The organism is Thermohahella caldifontis (genome assembly GCF_041153465.1).
In the GTDB taxonomy this organism is placed as follows: Bacteria; Pseudomonadota; Gammaproteobacteria; order Pseudomonadales; family Oleiphilaceae; genus Thermohahella; species Thermohahella caldifontis.
In genome coordinates this window covers 2,501,057-2,516,205 of record NZ_CP154858.1, presented here as the reverse complement: position 1 = coordinate 2,516,205, position 15,149 = coordinate 2,501,057, and the positions used below count along the sequence as shown (strand labels likewise).

The following is a 15,149-nucleotide window of genomic DNA, read 5'->3' as shown; positions in this document are numbered from 1 at the left end:
TATTTAACCCTTCAACGCCAAAATGCGTCTGGCACCGTTAAGTACAATGCCCCCCACGATGGTGCCGATAATCAGATCCGGATAATTGGACCCGGTCCACGCGACCAGAGCGCCGGCGGTGATGACCCCCAGGTTGATCACCACGTCGTTGGCCGAGAATATCCAGCTTGCCTTCATGTGCGCCCCGCCCTCCCGATGTTTGGATATGAGCAGCAGACAACTGGTATTGGCAATCAATGCGACGAATGCGATCGCCATCATCATCAGCGATTCAGGCTCACTACCGAATACAAAGCGTCGCACCACCTCTACGAGCACGCCCACAGCCAAGATCAGTTGCAGTACACCAGCAAGATGCGCGGCACGTACCTGCATTTTCACGCTATGTCCAACCGCATAAAGGGCAAGCCCGTACACCGCCGCATCGGCAAAATTGTCCAGGGATTCTCCAATCAGGCCGGTGGACTGGGCGATCAGACCGGCAGTCATTTCCACCACGAACAGAAGTGCATTGATGCCGAGCAACCAGCGCAGGGTCCCGGATTCTTGCTTAGCAGAAGCTGCCGAAAACTCGGCGGCCTTGATGGTCTCCGGATTTGCAGCGACGGTTTCCTGAAGCGAGGCGCCTAGCCCCAAGGTCGCCAGTTTCGCGGTAATGGGCTCAGCCTCGCCGTCATGCACGACCTTCAACCGGCGGTTCGACAAGTCGAAGGACAGTGCCCGAATCCCCTCAACGCCGTTCAGGGCCAGGCGAATCATGCGCTCTTCTGATGGACAGTCCATCTTCGGCACGGCATAAACACTGACCCATCTCCCTGGCGCCTCGGAGGAGGCCTGCATATCGGTATCCGCCGCAGGCCTTGCATGGTCGCCACAGGGGCCTCCGCAGTTTTTACTCATGATATGACTCCACTTGAATGTGATCGGGTTTTCATTTAAAACTATATAGTAGCTATAATGTCAATAGCGTAGAGAATCCGTTGCGGAGGAACCTGATGCGCATTGGTCAGTTGGCGCAGTTGGTAGGGGTCGAAACACAGACGATCCGCTTCTATGAACAGCAGGGCTTGTTGCCGCCGCCTGATCGGCAGGACAACGGTTACCGTGTCTATACCGAGAAGCATGGTGAGAGGCTGGCCTTCATCCGTCGCTGCAGAATCCTGGGCCTGTCACTGGCTGAGATTCACGAACTACAGAGCTATCAGGACGACCCTCATCAGCCTTGTACCGCCGTCAACGCCTTGCTCGATGATCACATCTCTCATGTGCGGTCGCAGATAACCGCTCTGCAAGCGCTTGAGAAACAACTCGTTTCACTGAGAGCGAGTTGCAACGATGACCGGGAAGTTGAGGCGTGTGGGGTTCTTGCTGGAATTAGCGAAGGAAACATGCACCAGCAGTAGGTGAAGCATCAACCAGATAATCCGATGAGATGCCGGTCTGCCTCACTCTCATGCAAAGGTAAGATCAACCATTTAATCCGCTTACCCTAAAAAGTTTTTCAGGATCTTCCAAAAAAAGGACGCCGAACGGACATGCCTGAATGTCCCCGTCGGGAGACATCACGAGGGGCAAAATGAAAAGCGCTGTTATTTCAATGGGTTAATTGTCGCAAAAAGGAGACAGGCGACGCCATCCTTGGCGCCCGGCCTGAAAAGGCCATTGTGAATCAGTTATTTAGCGTGTTGTAGACATTGGCGGACATGCTGTAGCTGGAACCGTTCTTCACCCAGCGCACCTGCTTGCCCCAGCTCCACCATTTGGTGGATGTGGTGGTGGCAAAGTCCACGGTGATGCCGTTGCGGCTGAAGTTGTTGGATACGGTGGTCAGCTCGTTGCCCGTGGTGTTGCTGATGGCATCCCCATGGTTGGTCTTTTCACCCATCAGCACGGCATAATGGTTGTACCACAGGCTGCCCGGTGCCTTGCTGACACTGGTGATCACGCCATTGGGCTGCACACTCTTGCTGCAGGAGTCGTAGCTCCCCTGACTGGCGGCACCACAGGCGCTGTGCAGGGGCACCACGCTGTCATCCGCACCGGAGATGAAGGGTTTGGTCACTCCCGCATACTGCCAGCCGGTCCCGGCAAAACGCAGGCGCGGGTAGCTGTTGCTGCCGGTGGCCAGATTGCGTGCATTGGCCGGCTGGAGATCATACAACACGCCCATCTGTCCCTTGGTGGGGGTAAACCCCATGAAGGTGTTGACCGCCGCCTTCATGGCGCTGTTCACCCAGCCGGAGCCTTCCGAAACCGCCACCGCCGTGTCGGCGATTTCAGTGCCGCCGCCGGCGCCGGCAAAGTCCAGTACCGCCAGAATCCTGAAGCGACTGGTACTGATGCCCCATTGTCCCAGCTTGGACAGGGCATAGCGGGTGACCAGGTCACCGGTGGAGTGGGTCACGATCACGCAGCCGCTGGCACAGGTTCCGGCACTCTCGAGCGCCTTGAACTGGGCCTTGACCTGATCCTTGATCACACCGCTGACACGCTGATCCGAAGACCAGTAGATCACCGCTTCCGCCCGGGCGCCCCAGTAGGCCTGCCAGTACTGATTGGCGAGGGACTTGAGCTGACTGGTTCCGGGGTGGTCGCGCAGATCCGTGGCACGGAATCCGTGCACCAGAACGACGTTCTTACCTGCCAGTTTGGCCTGGGTGACCGTAGCCATGCTGAGCAAGGCCAGGCATGCCAGAAAAGTTCTTATTGTTGTTTTCATTGCCTTGTGTTTCCTGTGTGGGTTAGTGGTTGTGGTTCTTCACTCCATGGGTTACGGCTCCTGTGTTGAACCTGCAAGTTTCTTGAGAAAGGCCACGCGTTCGGCTGCCTCCGGGTCTTCCCAGGGCGTGTCTGCGTAGCTGTTCAGATCAAAAGCGGGAATCCCGACCGGGGATTCCGGGGGCTGCCCGGCCAGATCGTCGGTTTCCCCTCCTCCGCACCGCGAATGAGGCGAATATTCTTCAGAAGATAAGGGCCCCCATCACCCCGCTCCCTCAGGGCGCTGGCATGGGCCTTGAGCAGCACCTCCCGGGTGCCCGCGCCGAGGCGCTGCTCGCTTTCCAGATGCACCAGGGGCTCGCCGGTCTGTTCGCTGTAGAGGTTGGCGGAAACGAAGTAGTAGCCGGGGCGGTAAACCTGCGCATTCAGTGCAATGTGAAGCCAGGGGCCATCCGGCGCGGCCCAGGCCAGCCCGGTGATGCGTGCGACCGCCTGACTGAGCCGGAAGGGTGCAGCGACCAGATAGCGTCCGTCCGCGCCCTGAACCTGCACAACCAGATGATAGGCCGCCTGATTGTCGAGCGGTTCGGGCAACACCAGCATACCGCTGAGCTGGCCACCGTCCGATTCCGGCATGGCCGTTTCCGCCACCAGCGTCTCACCTTCGAGACTCTCTGCCTTCACCCGTACCTGCCAGGGGCCGGAACCCTCGGGATCAGACACCTCCAGCCGCCAGCGCAGGGGATCTCCGGGGAAATACTGGTAACGGTCAAGCCGGACACTGACCTGAACTGGCGGACGGCCATCCTCGCGGGGAAAGGGCAGGCTGACTTGCGCCGGTGTCTCGGGCATGAAACGGGCCACATCGTCGGCACTGTAGAGGGGCTGGGAAAGGGGGAAAGCGGGAAGCCCGGGCATAAGCCTCGGCAACCTGGTCCAGTTCCATGCGCATGTCCGTGAAGATGGCATCGGGCGGATCATCAGCCGCCGGATACGGGGGCATTTGCCGGTCGGGCTTCACGGGAATGCCCGCGCCCGGGGCTTCATCCGGCAGGTTGAGCGGATCCGAAGGGCCGGGGACCGGGCCACTGGCCACCACGGCCGGCTCGGTGGTGCTGTCCACGAGCTCAATGACGGCGAGAAAGAGCCCGACCGTCAGTACGGCCAGTATCAGGTGTCGGTTCATGCGCTTCCCGTGTTGTTGTTATTTTATCTGTTCACGCTAGCGCACCTTCCCTGGCCTGCACAGGTCAAAACAGGTTCATTTCCAGTCTAGCGGTGTAAAAATTTTTATACATTCACCCATTCGGGGGAGAACTTTCCTTATAGATCCGCCTCTTGCATCGCCCACAGGAGGCGGGCACACTGACCGCATAACAACAAGATTGCAAGGAAGACCGACATGATGCTGCCCCGTTCCGCCTTCTGGCTGATTCCCCCGCTGCTGCTGTTTGTGCTGGCACTGATGCTGCTGCGCCCCGTCCCCATTGACCCGGTGCCCTGGACGCCACCGCCTGCTCCGGCACTGACCGGCGTCTGGGCCCCCAATCACCGGCTGGCCGATGCCGAACTATTGGCAAGAGGTCAGGTTCAGGGCCCTGAAGATGTGGACGAAGATGCGGAGGGCAACGTCTACGCGGGCCTGGCGGACGGACGGGTGGTACGGATCACCCCCGGCGGCCAGGTCACCACCTGGGTGAATACCGGTGGCCGGCCACTGGGACTGCACTTCGACGCCGAGGGCCGGCTGGTGATCGCGGATGCCATCAACGGTCTGCTGCGTTACCACCCGGAGTCGGGTCTGGAGACGCTGCTGACGGAAGTGGACGGCGTCCCCCTGGGGTTCACCGATGATCTGGACATCGGGTCAGATGGCACCGTGTATTTCAGTGATGCCAGCAGCCGCTGGGGCGTGGATGACTACAAGCTGGACGTGATGGAAAACCGCCCCTGGGGACGCCTGATTGCCTGGTACCCGGATGGCCGTCCGCCCAGGGTCCTGCTCCGGGAGCTGTACTTCGCCAATGGTGTGGCACTGTCCTCCGACGAGTCTTATGTGCTGGTCAACGAGACCTGGCGTTACCGGGTCACCCGCTATTGGCTCAAGGGGCCGAAAGCGGGCACGTCCGACGTCTTCATCGACAATCTGCCCGGTTTTCCGGACGGCATTTCCGGCAACCGCCAGGGGGCCTTCTGGCTGGCGCTGTATGCACCACGCAATGCGGCGCTGGATGCCATGCATCCGCATCCTTGGCTGAAGCGGGTGGCGCTGAACCTGCCTGAAGCCCTGCAGCCCAAACCGGTGAGGTATGGCTTTGTGGTGGCGCTGGATGAGCAGGGCAAGGTGGTGACCACCCTGCAGGATCCCTCCGGGGCGCACCTTTGGGAAGTCACTTCCGTTCAGCAGGCGGGCGATCACATCCTGACGGGCAGCCTGCACGGTGACCGGATCGGGCGGCTCCCGGTGCCGGCCGAGGTTCGTGCGCTGTCCGGCCGCTGATCCGCTTCAGCAGTCCCGCAGGGTACCGGACGGCTCTTCCGTGCCCCAGCGCCGCAGACGCCACACTTCCGCGGGTTTCAGATGCGGGCGGACGGCGTCAATCACGGCTTCATGGCGTTCGATCAGGTTCTGGTAGAAACGGACCATGGACAGGTCCGGGCAGGGTGTGGCTTCAATGGCCCGCAGCTCTTCTCTGAGCTGTTCCAGTTCGCGCATCAGACGCTCATACTGCGCGGCGAGCGTGTTCATGCTGCATCCTCCGTCAGACTACGGATTCAGCTTACACCCGGTACAATCGTTCAGGATGTGAACAGGCGCACAGAGAAAACCGGTTAATGTAACCGTTTGTATCCGGGATACCGGTATCAGGCACCCAGCCGGTAGTTGCCACGGCATTCCCTGACAAGCGATTCCCGGCTTTCCAGCAGGCGCTTGTAGGTTTCTGCCATCATGCGGTCGGCAGGACGGTCACTGTTGGTGAGACGGGCAATGCGCTGGCGCAGATCGTCCACTTCCATTTCCAGCTGTTCGGCAATCTGCCGGGTAAACGCCTGAGCGTTGAAGGCGTGCTTTTTCATGGGTCATCCCTGTTCTGTTCGGCGCAGTACAATTCTGCCACACGGGCATTATGTGAATCAAGATTCATGAACAGCTCGTCACTTCCCGGGACGTCACTGTTCCTGTTTTTTCTTCGCCCGGCTCCAGGCGGACTGTCAGACAGATGTCATCTGAGCCACCCCGTTAAATTCACCCGGGATGCCGCACTCGGGCCAGGCACGCATTGCTAGGAAATCACAGTTCGTGATCAGATTCAACCTGCTTCACGTCATTTTTTCCACTTGCCGTACCTGAGCGTCGGTTCGTTTTGCCCTTCGGGTCGCTGATCACGGGAATCATAACGCTTCAATGCGGTTTTTATTGAAAATAAATTGACCCGTATTCATACTTCGTCCTCTTTTTGGTGCCATGCTGGGCACCCCAAAAACATCATGACATGAGGTTGAGGTTGTATGTCTTCTGTATTTCAGCGTCGTCTCCTTGCAGGCAGCGCCCTGCTCCTGAGCCTGCCCGCCTTTTCCGCCAGTTTCCAGGTGGGTGAACACAGTGCTGCCGGTATCGGCCGGGCCAACGCCGGTGAGGCCGCCATTGCCGATGATGCCAGCACCCTGGCCACCAATGCCGCGGCCATGACCCTGCTGGACAGCGCCTCTGTCTCGGCTGTTGTCACCTACGTTGACCCGGATGTGACCATCACGGGCCAGAAGACTTCTGTCATGCCCCCTGCCACACTGACCATTGATGAGGATGGTGTGGCCCCGTCAGAGTGGGTACCCTCCCTCTACTACGTGCAGCCGGTAGGTGAGCGCCTGCGCGTGGGCCTGTCGGCCACCACCTATTACGGCCTGTCCACGGATTATGCGGACAGCAGCAATCTGACCGAGTTTGCTGACGAAACGGAGATCGTGACCCTGAGCCTGAACCCCAACGTGGCCTACCGGGTCACGGACCAGCTCAGTCTGGGGGCAGGGATCAGCTATGTGAAGGCGGATGCGAAGCTGACTACAAGCTCAACCGCCCTAGGCAAGATCTTTGGACTGGAAGGTGATGGCGATGGCTGGGGTTACAACCTGGGCATGCTCTGGGAGTTCTCCCCCATGACCCGGCTGGGCGTCTCCTACCGCTCTGACGTCCATATCGGTTTTGATGGCGATGTATCCATGCTTGTTGGATCGAATACAAGGATCGACAGTATCGGCACGTTATCTGTGACCCTGCCCTCCCAGCTGGAACTGTCCGTGTTCCATCGCTATGACGACAAACTGGCCGTACACGCCAGCATCCTGAAAACCGGCTGGCACTCCTTTGATGTGCTGACCGCCCATGTTGAAGGAGTCGGTCCGGTACTGGTCAAGGAAGAGTATTACGATGACGCCGTGCGCTACAGCCTGGGGGCGACCTATACCCTGAATGAAACGGTGACCCTGCGTGCCGGCTGGGCCTTCGACGAATCCCCCGTGAAACCGGAATACCGCTCGCTGAGCATTCCCGATTCCGATCGCGTCTGGTACAGCCTGGGTGCCTCCGTTGCCGTGAACCCGCAACTGGGCGTTGATCTGGGCTATGCCTATGTGGATGGTGATTCCGTCACCCTGAGCAATACATCCAGTCTGGGCACCACCTTCACCGGCAATTCCGAAGGCAACGGCCATCTGTTCTCCGCTCAGGTGAACTACCGCTTCTGATCCCCCTCCGGTCTGGCAGCCCGGGCTTCGGCCAGCTGCTGCCAGACCTTCAGCGGCGGTTTCAGCACCGCCGGATCCGGCCAGGGCAGCCAGGCCTCCGGGCACATGTACGGCGGCAGAGCCTGCCGCACGGCGGCAGCCAGCTCCGTTTCCCGCAGACCTCCGGCCGGGTGGATGAACGCCACCGGGCGCTGCCCGAACACCGGATCCGTCACCGGCACCACAACCGCCCGCTCCACGCCGGGGCATTGCAGCAGTACGCGCTCGATGGCTTCCGGCTGAATGTTCTCGCCCCCGGAGATGAACCGCCGGTCCAGCCGGCCGGTCAGCCGGAACTGCCGGCCCAAGGTCAGCCATTCGGCGCCGTCTCCCGTTCGCCAGCCCGACCCCGTATCCAGGGGCGTCACAGCTTCGCCATCCCAATACCCGGCGGCCAGTACCGGCCCGCCCAGCCAGACAGCGCCTTCCCGAATGGTCACTTCCCGGCCGGGCAGGCATGCGAAACCACCCCCGGCGCTGTCCGCCAGGGCGATGGTGGAGGTGGCTTCACTGCAACCGTAACTGACAACCACGCGGCGCGCCCAATGTGCCGCCCTGGCGAAGACGTCCCGGCTCACGGCTTCACCGCCCAGCATGAGGGTGTCCGCCACCGGTTCCGGGGGTGGGGTGCCGAGGCGAAGCACCTGTGCCGGCACCAGCGAGGCATGGGTGATACCACGTTGCAGGTCAGTGTCCGGTGCCCCGGCAGGGGCTACCAGTGCGCCCCCGCAGACCAGACCCGCCAGAGCAGCGCCAGCCCGCCAATGTGGAACAGGGGCAGACTGAGCAGCCAGCGCGTGTCAGACGACAGATTGAGCGCGGCACGCAACCCGGCCGCACTGGCCGCGTGGTTGCCGAAGGTGTGCAGCACGGCCTTGGGCGCGCCGGTACTGCCGCTGGTGAGCGTCATGGTGGCACACTGGTCGGCACGCCAGCAGGTCTGCAGTGTCGGGCCGGTCTCAACGCGCTTGCGGCGCCCGGCTCCGGAGCCGCCAGTCCCGTCAGACAAGCGGGGCCAGCGGCGGAGCCTCAGTTGCGCGCACACCTCTGCCATGGCCTGTTCCGACATGCGGTGATCCAGCGGCACGGCAACCCAGCCCCGATACCAGCAGGCCACAATCCGGCGGACGAGCCGGGCACGGTCCGGCTCCACCAGGGCCACCCGCGTGCCTGCCGGCCAGTCGGGCAGGCGGTTGGCCAGCCGGATGCAGACCTCATGAAGCTGACGGTAACTGTGCACGCTGCCGTCCGCGCCCACCAGTGCCGGTGCCCCCGGGCAGGCACTGGCTCCTGCTGCCAGCGGACAGCCGATCATTGCGGCCATAGCCGCCTCCAGTACAGGCCGGGTTCGGGTGGCCAGGGCAGGGTACAGGCAAACAGATGGGCCGTGTCCAGGCCATGCACGTCATCCGGGGCGATCCGGGCGGCCAGATGCCGCAACGCCGCCAGCCCCACCGGACTTTCGTAGGTACTGCTGAGAATCACCCGCCACCGGGCCTGTCCGGCAGCCTCCAGCCAGGCGTCCAGCGCATCACCCAGCAGCATGGGCTTCAGCACGACCGCCGCGATGGCACGGGCATCCGCGCCCATCCCGGCCAAGATGCGAAGCAGTTCGTCAGGCGGGCATTCCCGGGTGGATTCATCCAGCCAGAGCGGCAGCCCGGTGCGCTGACAGACACGCAGGCTCTCTTCGAGACCGGCGCAGGGCTCTTCCACACCATCCACCCGGTCAGGCGACAAGGCCGAAAAGAGTGTCAGGGCCTGACGGACATCCAGCTGGCGATTGGCATCCAGACGCAGCCGGGCTCCGGTGGCCAGCGCCTGACTGATCCGGTGGCGGTTGTCCTGAAGGTCCGGCCCCAGCTTGACCTTGATGATCCCGCTGTCACGGTGGCGGCCAAAGCCGGCCACCGGAACATCCGTATCAGCCGGGATCATGCCGGCTCCGGTGCGCAGCGTTCTCAGGGCCCACTGGACCGACGGCAGCGGACTCGCCGGTGGCCACTGACCGGTGCGGGCAAGCGCCTGGCCCAGCGCTGCCGAGACCTCATCCAGTGTTTCGCCACTGAATCCGGGCAGGGGAGCCGCTTCGGCGGCAGCCCGCACCTGCCCGAACCGGTCCTGTTCCACCAGTACCAGCCCCTCACGTACGGTCAGCGGTCCGGCCGGCAGGGGCAGAGGCTGCCGGCAGGGAATCCGGTAGCGCCAGAGGCTGCGATCGGGCGTCATGGCGCCTTCAGGGATTGCGGGTGAACTTGCCGAAGTCGGGCGGGCGCTTTTCCAGGAAGGCATCGCGTCCTTCCCGGCCTTCTTCCGTCATGTAGAACAGCATGGTGGCATTGCCCGCCAGCTCCTGCAGGCCGGCCTGTCCATCACAATCCGCATTCAGGGCCGCCTTGAGACAACGGATGGCCATGGGGCTGTTGCGCAGGATTTCCCGGCACCATTTCACGGTCTCGCGTTCCAGCTCCGCCAGCGGAACGACGGTGTTCACCAGCCCCATATCCAGTGCCTGCCGTGCGTCGTACTGCCGGCACAGGAACCAGATTTCCCGGGCCTTCTTCTGCCCCACGATTCGCGCCAGATAGCTGGCACCATAGCCACCGTCAAAGGAGCCCACCTTGGGGCCGGTCTGGCCGAAGCGGGCGTTGTCGGCCGCGATGGTCAGGTCGCACATCACATGCAGGACATGCCCGCCGCCGATGGCCCAGCCGGCCACCATGGCAATCACCGGCTTGGGACAGGTGCGAATCTGGCGCTGGAAGTCCAGCACGTTCAGGTGATGGGTACCCTGTTCATCCACGTAGCCGCCATGATCTCCCCGCACACGCTGATCACCGCCCGAGCAGAAGGCCTTGTCGCCCTTGCCGGTGAGGATGATCACGCCGATACCGGAATCATACCGGGCATCCGCCAGCGCCCGGGACATTTCCATCACGGTTCGGGGACGGAAGGCATTGTGCACTTCCGGGCGGTTGATGGTGATTTTTGCGATTCCTTCCGGTGACTTGTGGTATTCGATGTCCGTATAGCCTTCGCTGAAGTCCTGCCAGCTCACGGGTGCGTCGAGAGTGTCGGTCATGTCTCTTCCTTTCAGTTTGAAATGTAGGGTATCCGGGCCTGCCAGCGCGCATGGCTGAGGTCCGCATCGGTACGCAGTTCTATCACACGGGTACCCGGATCGGCCAGTGTTTCACACACCAGATCCACCGCATCCGGACCCGGCTCCAGGGCCATCCAGGGCAAATCCATCATGGCCGTGGCCTGCCCGAAATCCAGACCGTGGGCACAGCGGTAACGGGCCGCAATGACCGGATCATCGGGTACCGGCAGCCAGCGGAAAATGCCGCCGCCATCATTGTTGAGAATCACCAGCGTCACCGGCCGCGTGCACCTGGCCAGCAGATGCAGGCTGGTGAGGTCGTGCAGGGCGGAGAGGTCGCCCATCAGCGCCAGAACGGGCGGGCCATCCGGTTCCGCCCGGGCCAGACCGGCCAGGGTCGCAATCAGCCCGTCGATGCCGCTGGCGCCGCGATTGGCCCGGACATCCCAGCCTCCCGCCGGTCGCGTGAGGGAAAACGTATCCATGAGGCGGATGGGCAGGCTGTTGCCCACCCACCAGCACACGGGCGCCTGCCGCTCCAGCAACCGTGCCTGGACGGCCTGGAGCCATTCGATCTCGGTCCAGTCACTCGTCCGGGCAGGCGGGGGTGCCGGCCGCGAAGGCGGAACAAACAGCGGGTCCGGCTTTCGGGTGCGGATGCGCGGACCCAGTGCCCAAACACCGCTTGCCACCGGCACACGCCAGTGCCAGGCGGCATTGTGGCCGATGCAGGTGGGATGGGCATCCGGGGCGATAATCCCCAGCGTGCCTGCCGGCCGTCGCGCCAGCCACTGGGTCAGGCGTTTGGAAACCGGCCGGCTGCCCAGTTGCAGAACCCGGGCCGGGGCCTCCAGACCCGCCTGCACCTGTTCGTCGGCCAGCAGCCGGTCGAGACCGGCATACACACCCGGATGGCCGTGGAGGCCGGACTGGATGTCCGCCAGCAGGCGTGCGTGGGGCGCCAGTTTCAGGATGTCGTCCACCGCGTCCCGGCAGCCGTCCAGGGCCACGACCCACAGGGGGAGGTCCTGCTGCAGCCAGGTTTCCAGCGCAGCCGGCATGGGCGGGCGGATGGGGGGCGATGGTTGCCACGCCGGCGGCGCGATCGGATAGCCGGATGGCAGCGCCTGATGATCATCCGCATCCGGATAGAAGGGTTCGCGGAACATGAGATTGAGGTGCACCGGCCCCTCGGCCAGCGCCTGCAGGACGGTCGCTACACGGTCGCGGAGACTGTCCGGGTCCTCCTCCGGATCAAAGGGCGGCAACGTCAGACGCGCCCGGGTACAGGTCGCCAGCAGATCCGCCTGGGGAATGCTCTGGTTGGCGCCGCAGTGATGCAGCTCCGGCGGCCGGTCGCCGGTCAGGGCGATCAGCGGAATGCCGGTCTGAAAGGCTTCCACCCAGGCCGGCACCAGATTGGCGACGGCACTGCCACTGGTGGTGACCACGCCCACGGGTTCACCCAGGGCACGCGACAGCCCCAGGGCGTAGAAACCCAGGGCACGTTCGTCCCAGTGCAGGTGATGCTCGAAGCCCAACGCCTCCGCGGCCAGTACCAGGGGCGTGGAACGGGAACCCGGTGCCAGACAGAGATGGCGCATGCCGGCCGCCCGGCACCACTGCAGCACCCAGGCGGCCCAGATACGGGAAGGGATATCCAGCCTGATCGCCAAATCAGACCTCCGGCAGCAGACTGGCCAGTTTGTCGTCCAGCTCCTGCCATTCGCGATCGGGGTCCGATCCGTCCACAATGCCTGCACCCGTGTACAGGCAGAGCTGCGCACCACAGCGGCGGGCACTGCGGATGGCCACACTGAATTCGGCGGCGTCCGCACCCACCCAGCCGATGGCACCGGCATACCAGCCGCGCGGGTAACCATCCAGCTCACGGATGAGCGCGCGTGCGTCCACCGTCGGCGTGCCGGCCACGGCCGGCGTGGGATGCAGCGCGTCGAGCACGTCAAAGGCATCCCGGTCCGGCCGCAGTGTACCGCCCATGCGCCGGCGCAGGTGCTGGATGCGGCTCAGCCGCACCGTGTCCAGACTTTCCGCCACATCCAGACCGGAACACAACGTGGCGAGCTGCGCCCGGATGGCCTGCGCGACCCAGTCGTTTTCCCGCCGGGACTTGTCATCCTGATGGAGTGTCCGGGCAAGGTGGCGATCCTGCTCGGGATCCTGCCCGCGGGCAATGGTGGCCGCCAGGGCCTCCGTGCGCAGTTCGGTCCCCTGAAGCCGGAAGAGGCGCTCCGGCGAGCACCCGAAAAAGCTGTCCTGTGGACGGGGTGCATACCAGAACTGGTAGGAGCCGGGATTGCGTGTCCCCCAGAAGCGCAGCCAGTCCAGACCCTCCACGGCCACCGCCGGGCGCACACGGGTGCAACGGGAGAGCACGGCCTTGTGCAGCCGCCCCTGCCGAATCTGTTCCAGCACCCGGTCCACACGACGCGCCCAGTCGGCCCGGGAAACGGAATGCTGCAGGGTGACCAGGGGCATGTCCAGCTGCAGCGGCGGCTCGGCAATGGCACTGGGTTCCGGCAGCCAGGCTTGGGGTGCGGGCAGGCTGTCCCGGTGATAGAGAATGAGCCAGGTGCGCTCCCCCACCCGGCGCAGTTCCGCTTCGGGGAGCCAGAAACGCCGGGCACCGTAGGCGGCCCAGGCCGTGGCCGGGTCAAAGGCCACCCCTGCCAGCAGCCGGGGTGCGGTGGCCGGATCGGATCCGGACATGCCGGCTTGCATCTGTGCCAGGGCGCGACGGGCCAGTGCGGTGTCCGTCGTGCGCCAGAGCTGGCCCACGGCTGCAATTTCCACTTCGTGGGTGCGATCCTGAAAATAGAAGCGATGCGAACCCCGTTGTCGCTTGAGCCAGGTTTTCAGATCGCAACACGGCACCGGTACCACCGTCTGCCGGGGCACTTGGCCTTGCCATGTATCAAGCTGTCTTGCCGTCATCCGGGGCATACCCGCTCCACCTCTGATTCACCCCAAGTCTAGCATGGACCCCTGCACCGTTTTTTGACTTTCGTCAGAACAAATACAGGGGCAGCACAACCGTGACCAGCGCAGCGACACCGTAGGTGAACACCCGCGCCACCGCACCGGGATGAAAGCCGAGATCATGGAGACCGTGAAAGACCCGGTGGGCACAGTGCCACAGGGTCAGGGCCACCACGCCCCAGAGGATCAGGGCGATGAGCGGCTGGTCCACCAGCGCCTTCATGTGTGCATAGGTCAGCGTGTCACCGGACAGCCCGAGCGGACCGAGCAGGCCCAGGGCAAGCACCAGTGCCGGCACCACAAAGGCCGAGACGACTCCACCGGCGCCGAACAGCCCCCAGAAAAACGGCTCATTGTGTTTCCACTTCATGTCGGCCTCCTCAGAGCAGTATCCACAGGACCAGAACGGATGCGACCACAAACCCGGCCCACTGACCCCTGGCCACCAGAGCCGGATCCACCTTGCGTCCGGCGATGCGGGCAGGCATGGCGCGCGGCGAGATGGCGAACCAGGTCCAGGTATGGTACAGGGCCATGCCCAGGGTGATCCCTGAAAACTCAATCATCCAGATATCGGATTGCAGGGCCACCCATGCATTCCATGCCGCCTCACCCTGGCTCAGGCGGATCAGCCCGAAGGTCAGATTCAGCATCCAGAGCCCGATAAATACGCTGGTGGCTTCCCGGATCATGTACCGGACGTAGAAGCTGTTCTGCAGGAACCAATCACGGGGCATCTTGTCCTTATAAGTTCTGCGTGCCATGTCAGCGCCCTCCTCCAAGTTTTGACAGTCCCCAATCCATCAGCCCATTGACCTTCTCACGCTGAATGGCCGCTGCAGGATCCACGTGCTTGGGACAGACCTCCGAACAGTAACCGACAAAGGTACAGGTCCAGACGCCGTCCTTTTCATTCAGGATCGGCTTGCGGTCTTCCACGCCCAGATCACGGCTGTCCGCATTGTAGCGGTGCGCCAGGGCCAGAGCGGCCGGCCCGATGAAGTCGGGATTGAGGCCGAACTGCGGGCAGGCTGAGTAACACAGCAGGCAGTTGATGCACATGGTGAACTGCTTGAACACCCCGAGTTCTTCCGGCGTCTGGCGGAACTCGCCCACACCGGTCTTCGGCGGTTCGGACTTGTGTTTCGGCTTCTTGAGTGCAGCGCCGGCATCGACGATGTAAGGTTTGACGCGCTCCAGCTTCTCGACGAAGTCTTCCAGATCCACCGCCAGATCCCGTTCAATGGCAAAATTCTTCAGGGGTTCCAGCGTGATGGTGCTGCCCGGCCCGAAATCCCGAAGGAAGGTCTCGCAGGCCAGCCTGGGCGTGCCGTTGATCACCATCCCGCAGGAACCGCAGACGGCCATGCGACAGGACCAGCGATACACCACCGATCCGTCCAGTTCTTCCTTGATGTGCTGCAGGGCATCGAGAATGGACCATTCCTTGCGGAACGGCACCTCGAACCGGCCGAACCGGGGCTCGGGGCAGGTTTCCGGGTGGTAGCGCAGAATTTCTATGGTGACGTTGCCTTGACTCATCTGT

Annotated in this window: 18 protein-coding genes; 3 read left to right on the top strand and 15 right to left on the bottom strand. The window is 63.0% G+C overall.

The genetic code is table 11. The features are described 5' to 3' along the window. Positions 1–3: 3 nt before the first annotated feature. Positions 4–900 (bottom strand): cation transporter, encoded by an 897-nt coding sequence (locus AAIA72_RS12195; protein WP_369600593.1) that lies wholly within the window; start codon positions 898–900, stop codon positions 4–6. Between the two features lie 95 nt (positions 901–995). On the opposite strand from AAIA72_RS12195, the gene cadR reads away from it, so the two are divergent. Beyond that, positions 996–1,403 (top strand): Cd(II)/Pb(II)-responsive transcriptional regulator, encoded by a 408-nt coding sequence (cadR, locus tag AAIA72_RS12190; protein ID WP_035566955.1) that lies wholly within the window; start codon positions 996–998, stop codon positions 1,401–1,403. A gap of 266 nt (positions 1,404–1,669) precedes the next feature. Here the strand turns inward: cadR and AAIA72_RS12185 are convergent, their stop codons facing one another. The 3 genes from AAIA72_RS12185 to AAIA72_RS12175 all read right to left on the bottom strand — a co-directional run bounded on the left by AAIA72_RS12185 (position 1,670) and on the right by AAIA72_RS12175 (position 3,904). Further along, a complete protein-coding gene (locus AAIA72_RS12185) occupies positions 1,670–2,719 on the bottom strand; it encodes a hypothetical protein (protein ID WP_369600592.1) in 1,050 nt (349 codons plus the stop codon). A 143-nt stretch (positions 2,720–2,862) separates the two neighbouring features. Continuing rightward, a complete protein-coding gene (locus AAIA72_RS12180) occupies positions 2,863–3,570 on the bottom strand; it encodes a hypothetical protein (protein WP_369600591.1) in 708 nt (235 codons plus the stop codon). After that, positions 3,488–3,904, bottom strand: a complete 417-nt coding sequence (locus AAIA72_RS12175) for a hypothetical protein (RefSeq protein ID WP_369600590.1) — start codon at positions 3,902–3,904, stop codon at positions 3,488–3,490. The genes AAIA72_RS12180 and AAIA72_RS12175 overlap by 83 nt, the downstream gene beginning before the upstream one ends. Positions 3,905–4,120: 216 nt before the next feature. Between AAIA72_RS12175 and AAIA72_RS12170 the strand changes: the two genes are divergently transcribed. Continuing rightward, positions 4,121–5,218, top strand: coding sequence for an SMP-30/gluconolactonase/LRE family protein (locus AAIA72_RS12170; RefSeq protein WP_369600589.1), 1,098 nt, complete (start codon positions 4,121–4,123; stop codon positions 5,216–5,218). 6 nt (positions 5,219–5,224) lie between these two features. On the opposite strand, the gene AAIA72_RS12165 is transcribed toward AAIA72_RS12170, so the two are convergent. After that, the gene (locus AAIA72_RS12165; protein ID WP_369600588.1) at positions 5,225–5,467 is read right to left on the bottom strand and encodes a hypothetical protein; all 243 of its coding nucleotides are present in this window, start codon (positions 5,465–5,467) and stop codon (positions 5,225–5,227) included. A 116-nt stretch (positions 5,468–5,583) separates the two neighbouring features. Beyond that, positions 5,584–5,796, bottom strand: coding sequence for a hypothetical protein (locus AAIA72_RS12160; protein WP_369600587.1), 213 nt, complete (start codon positions 5,794–5,796; stop codon positions 5,584–5,586). A gap of 432 nt (positions 5,797–6,228) precedes the next feature. Here AAIA72_RS12160 and AAIA72_RS12155 point away from each other — a divergent pair, with 432 nt between their 5' ends. After that, positions 6,229–7,461, top strand: coding sequence for an OmpP1/FadL family transporter (locus AAIA72_RS12155; RefSeq protein WP_369600586.1), 1,233 nt, complete (start codon positions 6,229–6,231; stop codon positions 7,459–7,461). Here AAIA72_RS12155 and AAIA72_RS12150 read toward each other — a convergent pair. The 9 genes from AAIA72_RS12150 to AAIA72_RS12110 form a co-directional block, all read right to left on the bottom strand. Further along, entirely contained in the window at positions 7,449–8,156 is a 708-nt protein-coding gene (locus tag AAIA72_RS12150; RefSeq protein WP_369600585.1) for a hypothetical protein, read from the bottom strand. The genes AAIA72_RS12155 and AAIA72_RS12150 overlap by 13 nt on opposite strands. A 56-nt stretch (positions 8,157–8,212) precedes the next feature. Next, on the bottom strand, positions 8,213–8,824 hold the full coding sequence (locus tag AAIA72_RS12145; RefSeq protein WP_369600584.1) for an AMP-binding protein: 612 nt from the start codon (positions 8,822–8,824) through the stop codon (positions 8,213–8,215). Beyond that, positions 8,812–9,729 (bottom strand): enolase C-terminal domain-like protein, encoded by a 918-nt coding sequence (locus tag AAIA72_RS12140; protein ID WP_369600583.1) that lies wholly within the window; start codon positions 9,727–9,729, stop codon positions 8,812–8,814. The genes AAIA72_RS12145 and AAIA72_RS12140 overlap by 13 nt, the downstream gene beginning before the upstream one ends. Positions 9,730–9,736: 7 nt before the next feature. Beyond that, positions 9,737–10,582 (bottom strand): 1,4-dihydroxy-2-naphthoyl-CoA synthase, encoded by an 846-nt coding sequence (gene menB, locus AAIA72_RS12135; RefSeq protein ID WP_369600582.1) that lies wholly within the window; start codon positions 10,580–10,582, stop codon positions 9,737–9,739. 11 nt (positions 10,583–10,593) lie between these two features. Beyond that, positions 10,594–12,279, bottom strand: coding sequence for a 2-succinyl-5-enolpyruvyl-6-hydroxy-3-cyclohexene-1-carboxylic-acid synthase (gene menD, locus AAIA72_RS12130; protein ID WP_369600581.1), 1,686 nt, complete (start codon positions 12,277–12,279; stop codon positions 10,594–10,596). A gap of 1 nt (position 12,280) precedes the next feature. After that, positions 12,281–13,567: an isochorismate synthase MenF gene (locus AAIA72_RS12125; RefSeq protein WP_369600580.1), complete on the bottom strand. Its 1,287-nt coding sequence runs from the start codon at positions 13,565–13,567 to the stop codon at positions 12,281–12,283. Positions 13,568–13,631: 64 nt separating this feature from the next. Beyond that, positions 13,632–13,973, bottom strand: coding sequence for a fumarate reductase subunit FrdD (gene frdD / locus AAIA72_RS12120; protein WP_369600579.1), 342 nt, complete (start codon positions 13,971–13,973; stop codon positions 13,632–13,634). 10 nt (positions 13,974–13,983) lie between these two features. Further along, positions 13,984–14,367 carry a fumarate reductase subunit C gene (locus AAIA72_RS12115; protein ID WP_369600578.1) on the bottom strand — a complete coding sequence of 128 codons (384 nt, stop codon included), beginning with the start codon at positions 14,365–14,367 and terminating at the stop codon, positions 13,984–13,986. A gap of 1 nt (position 14,368) precedes the next feature. Next, positions 14,369–15,145 (bottom strand): succinate dehydrogenase/fumarate reductase iron-sulfur subunit, encoded by a 777-nt coding sequence (locus AAIA72_RS12110; protein ID WP_369600577.1) that lies wholly within the window; start codon positions 15,143–15,145, stop codon positions 14,369–14,371. Between the last annotated feature and the right edge of the window lie 4 nt (positions 15,146–15,149).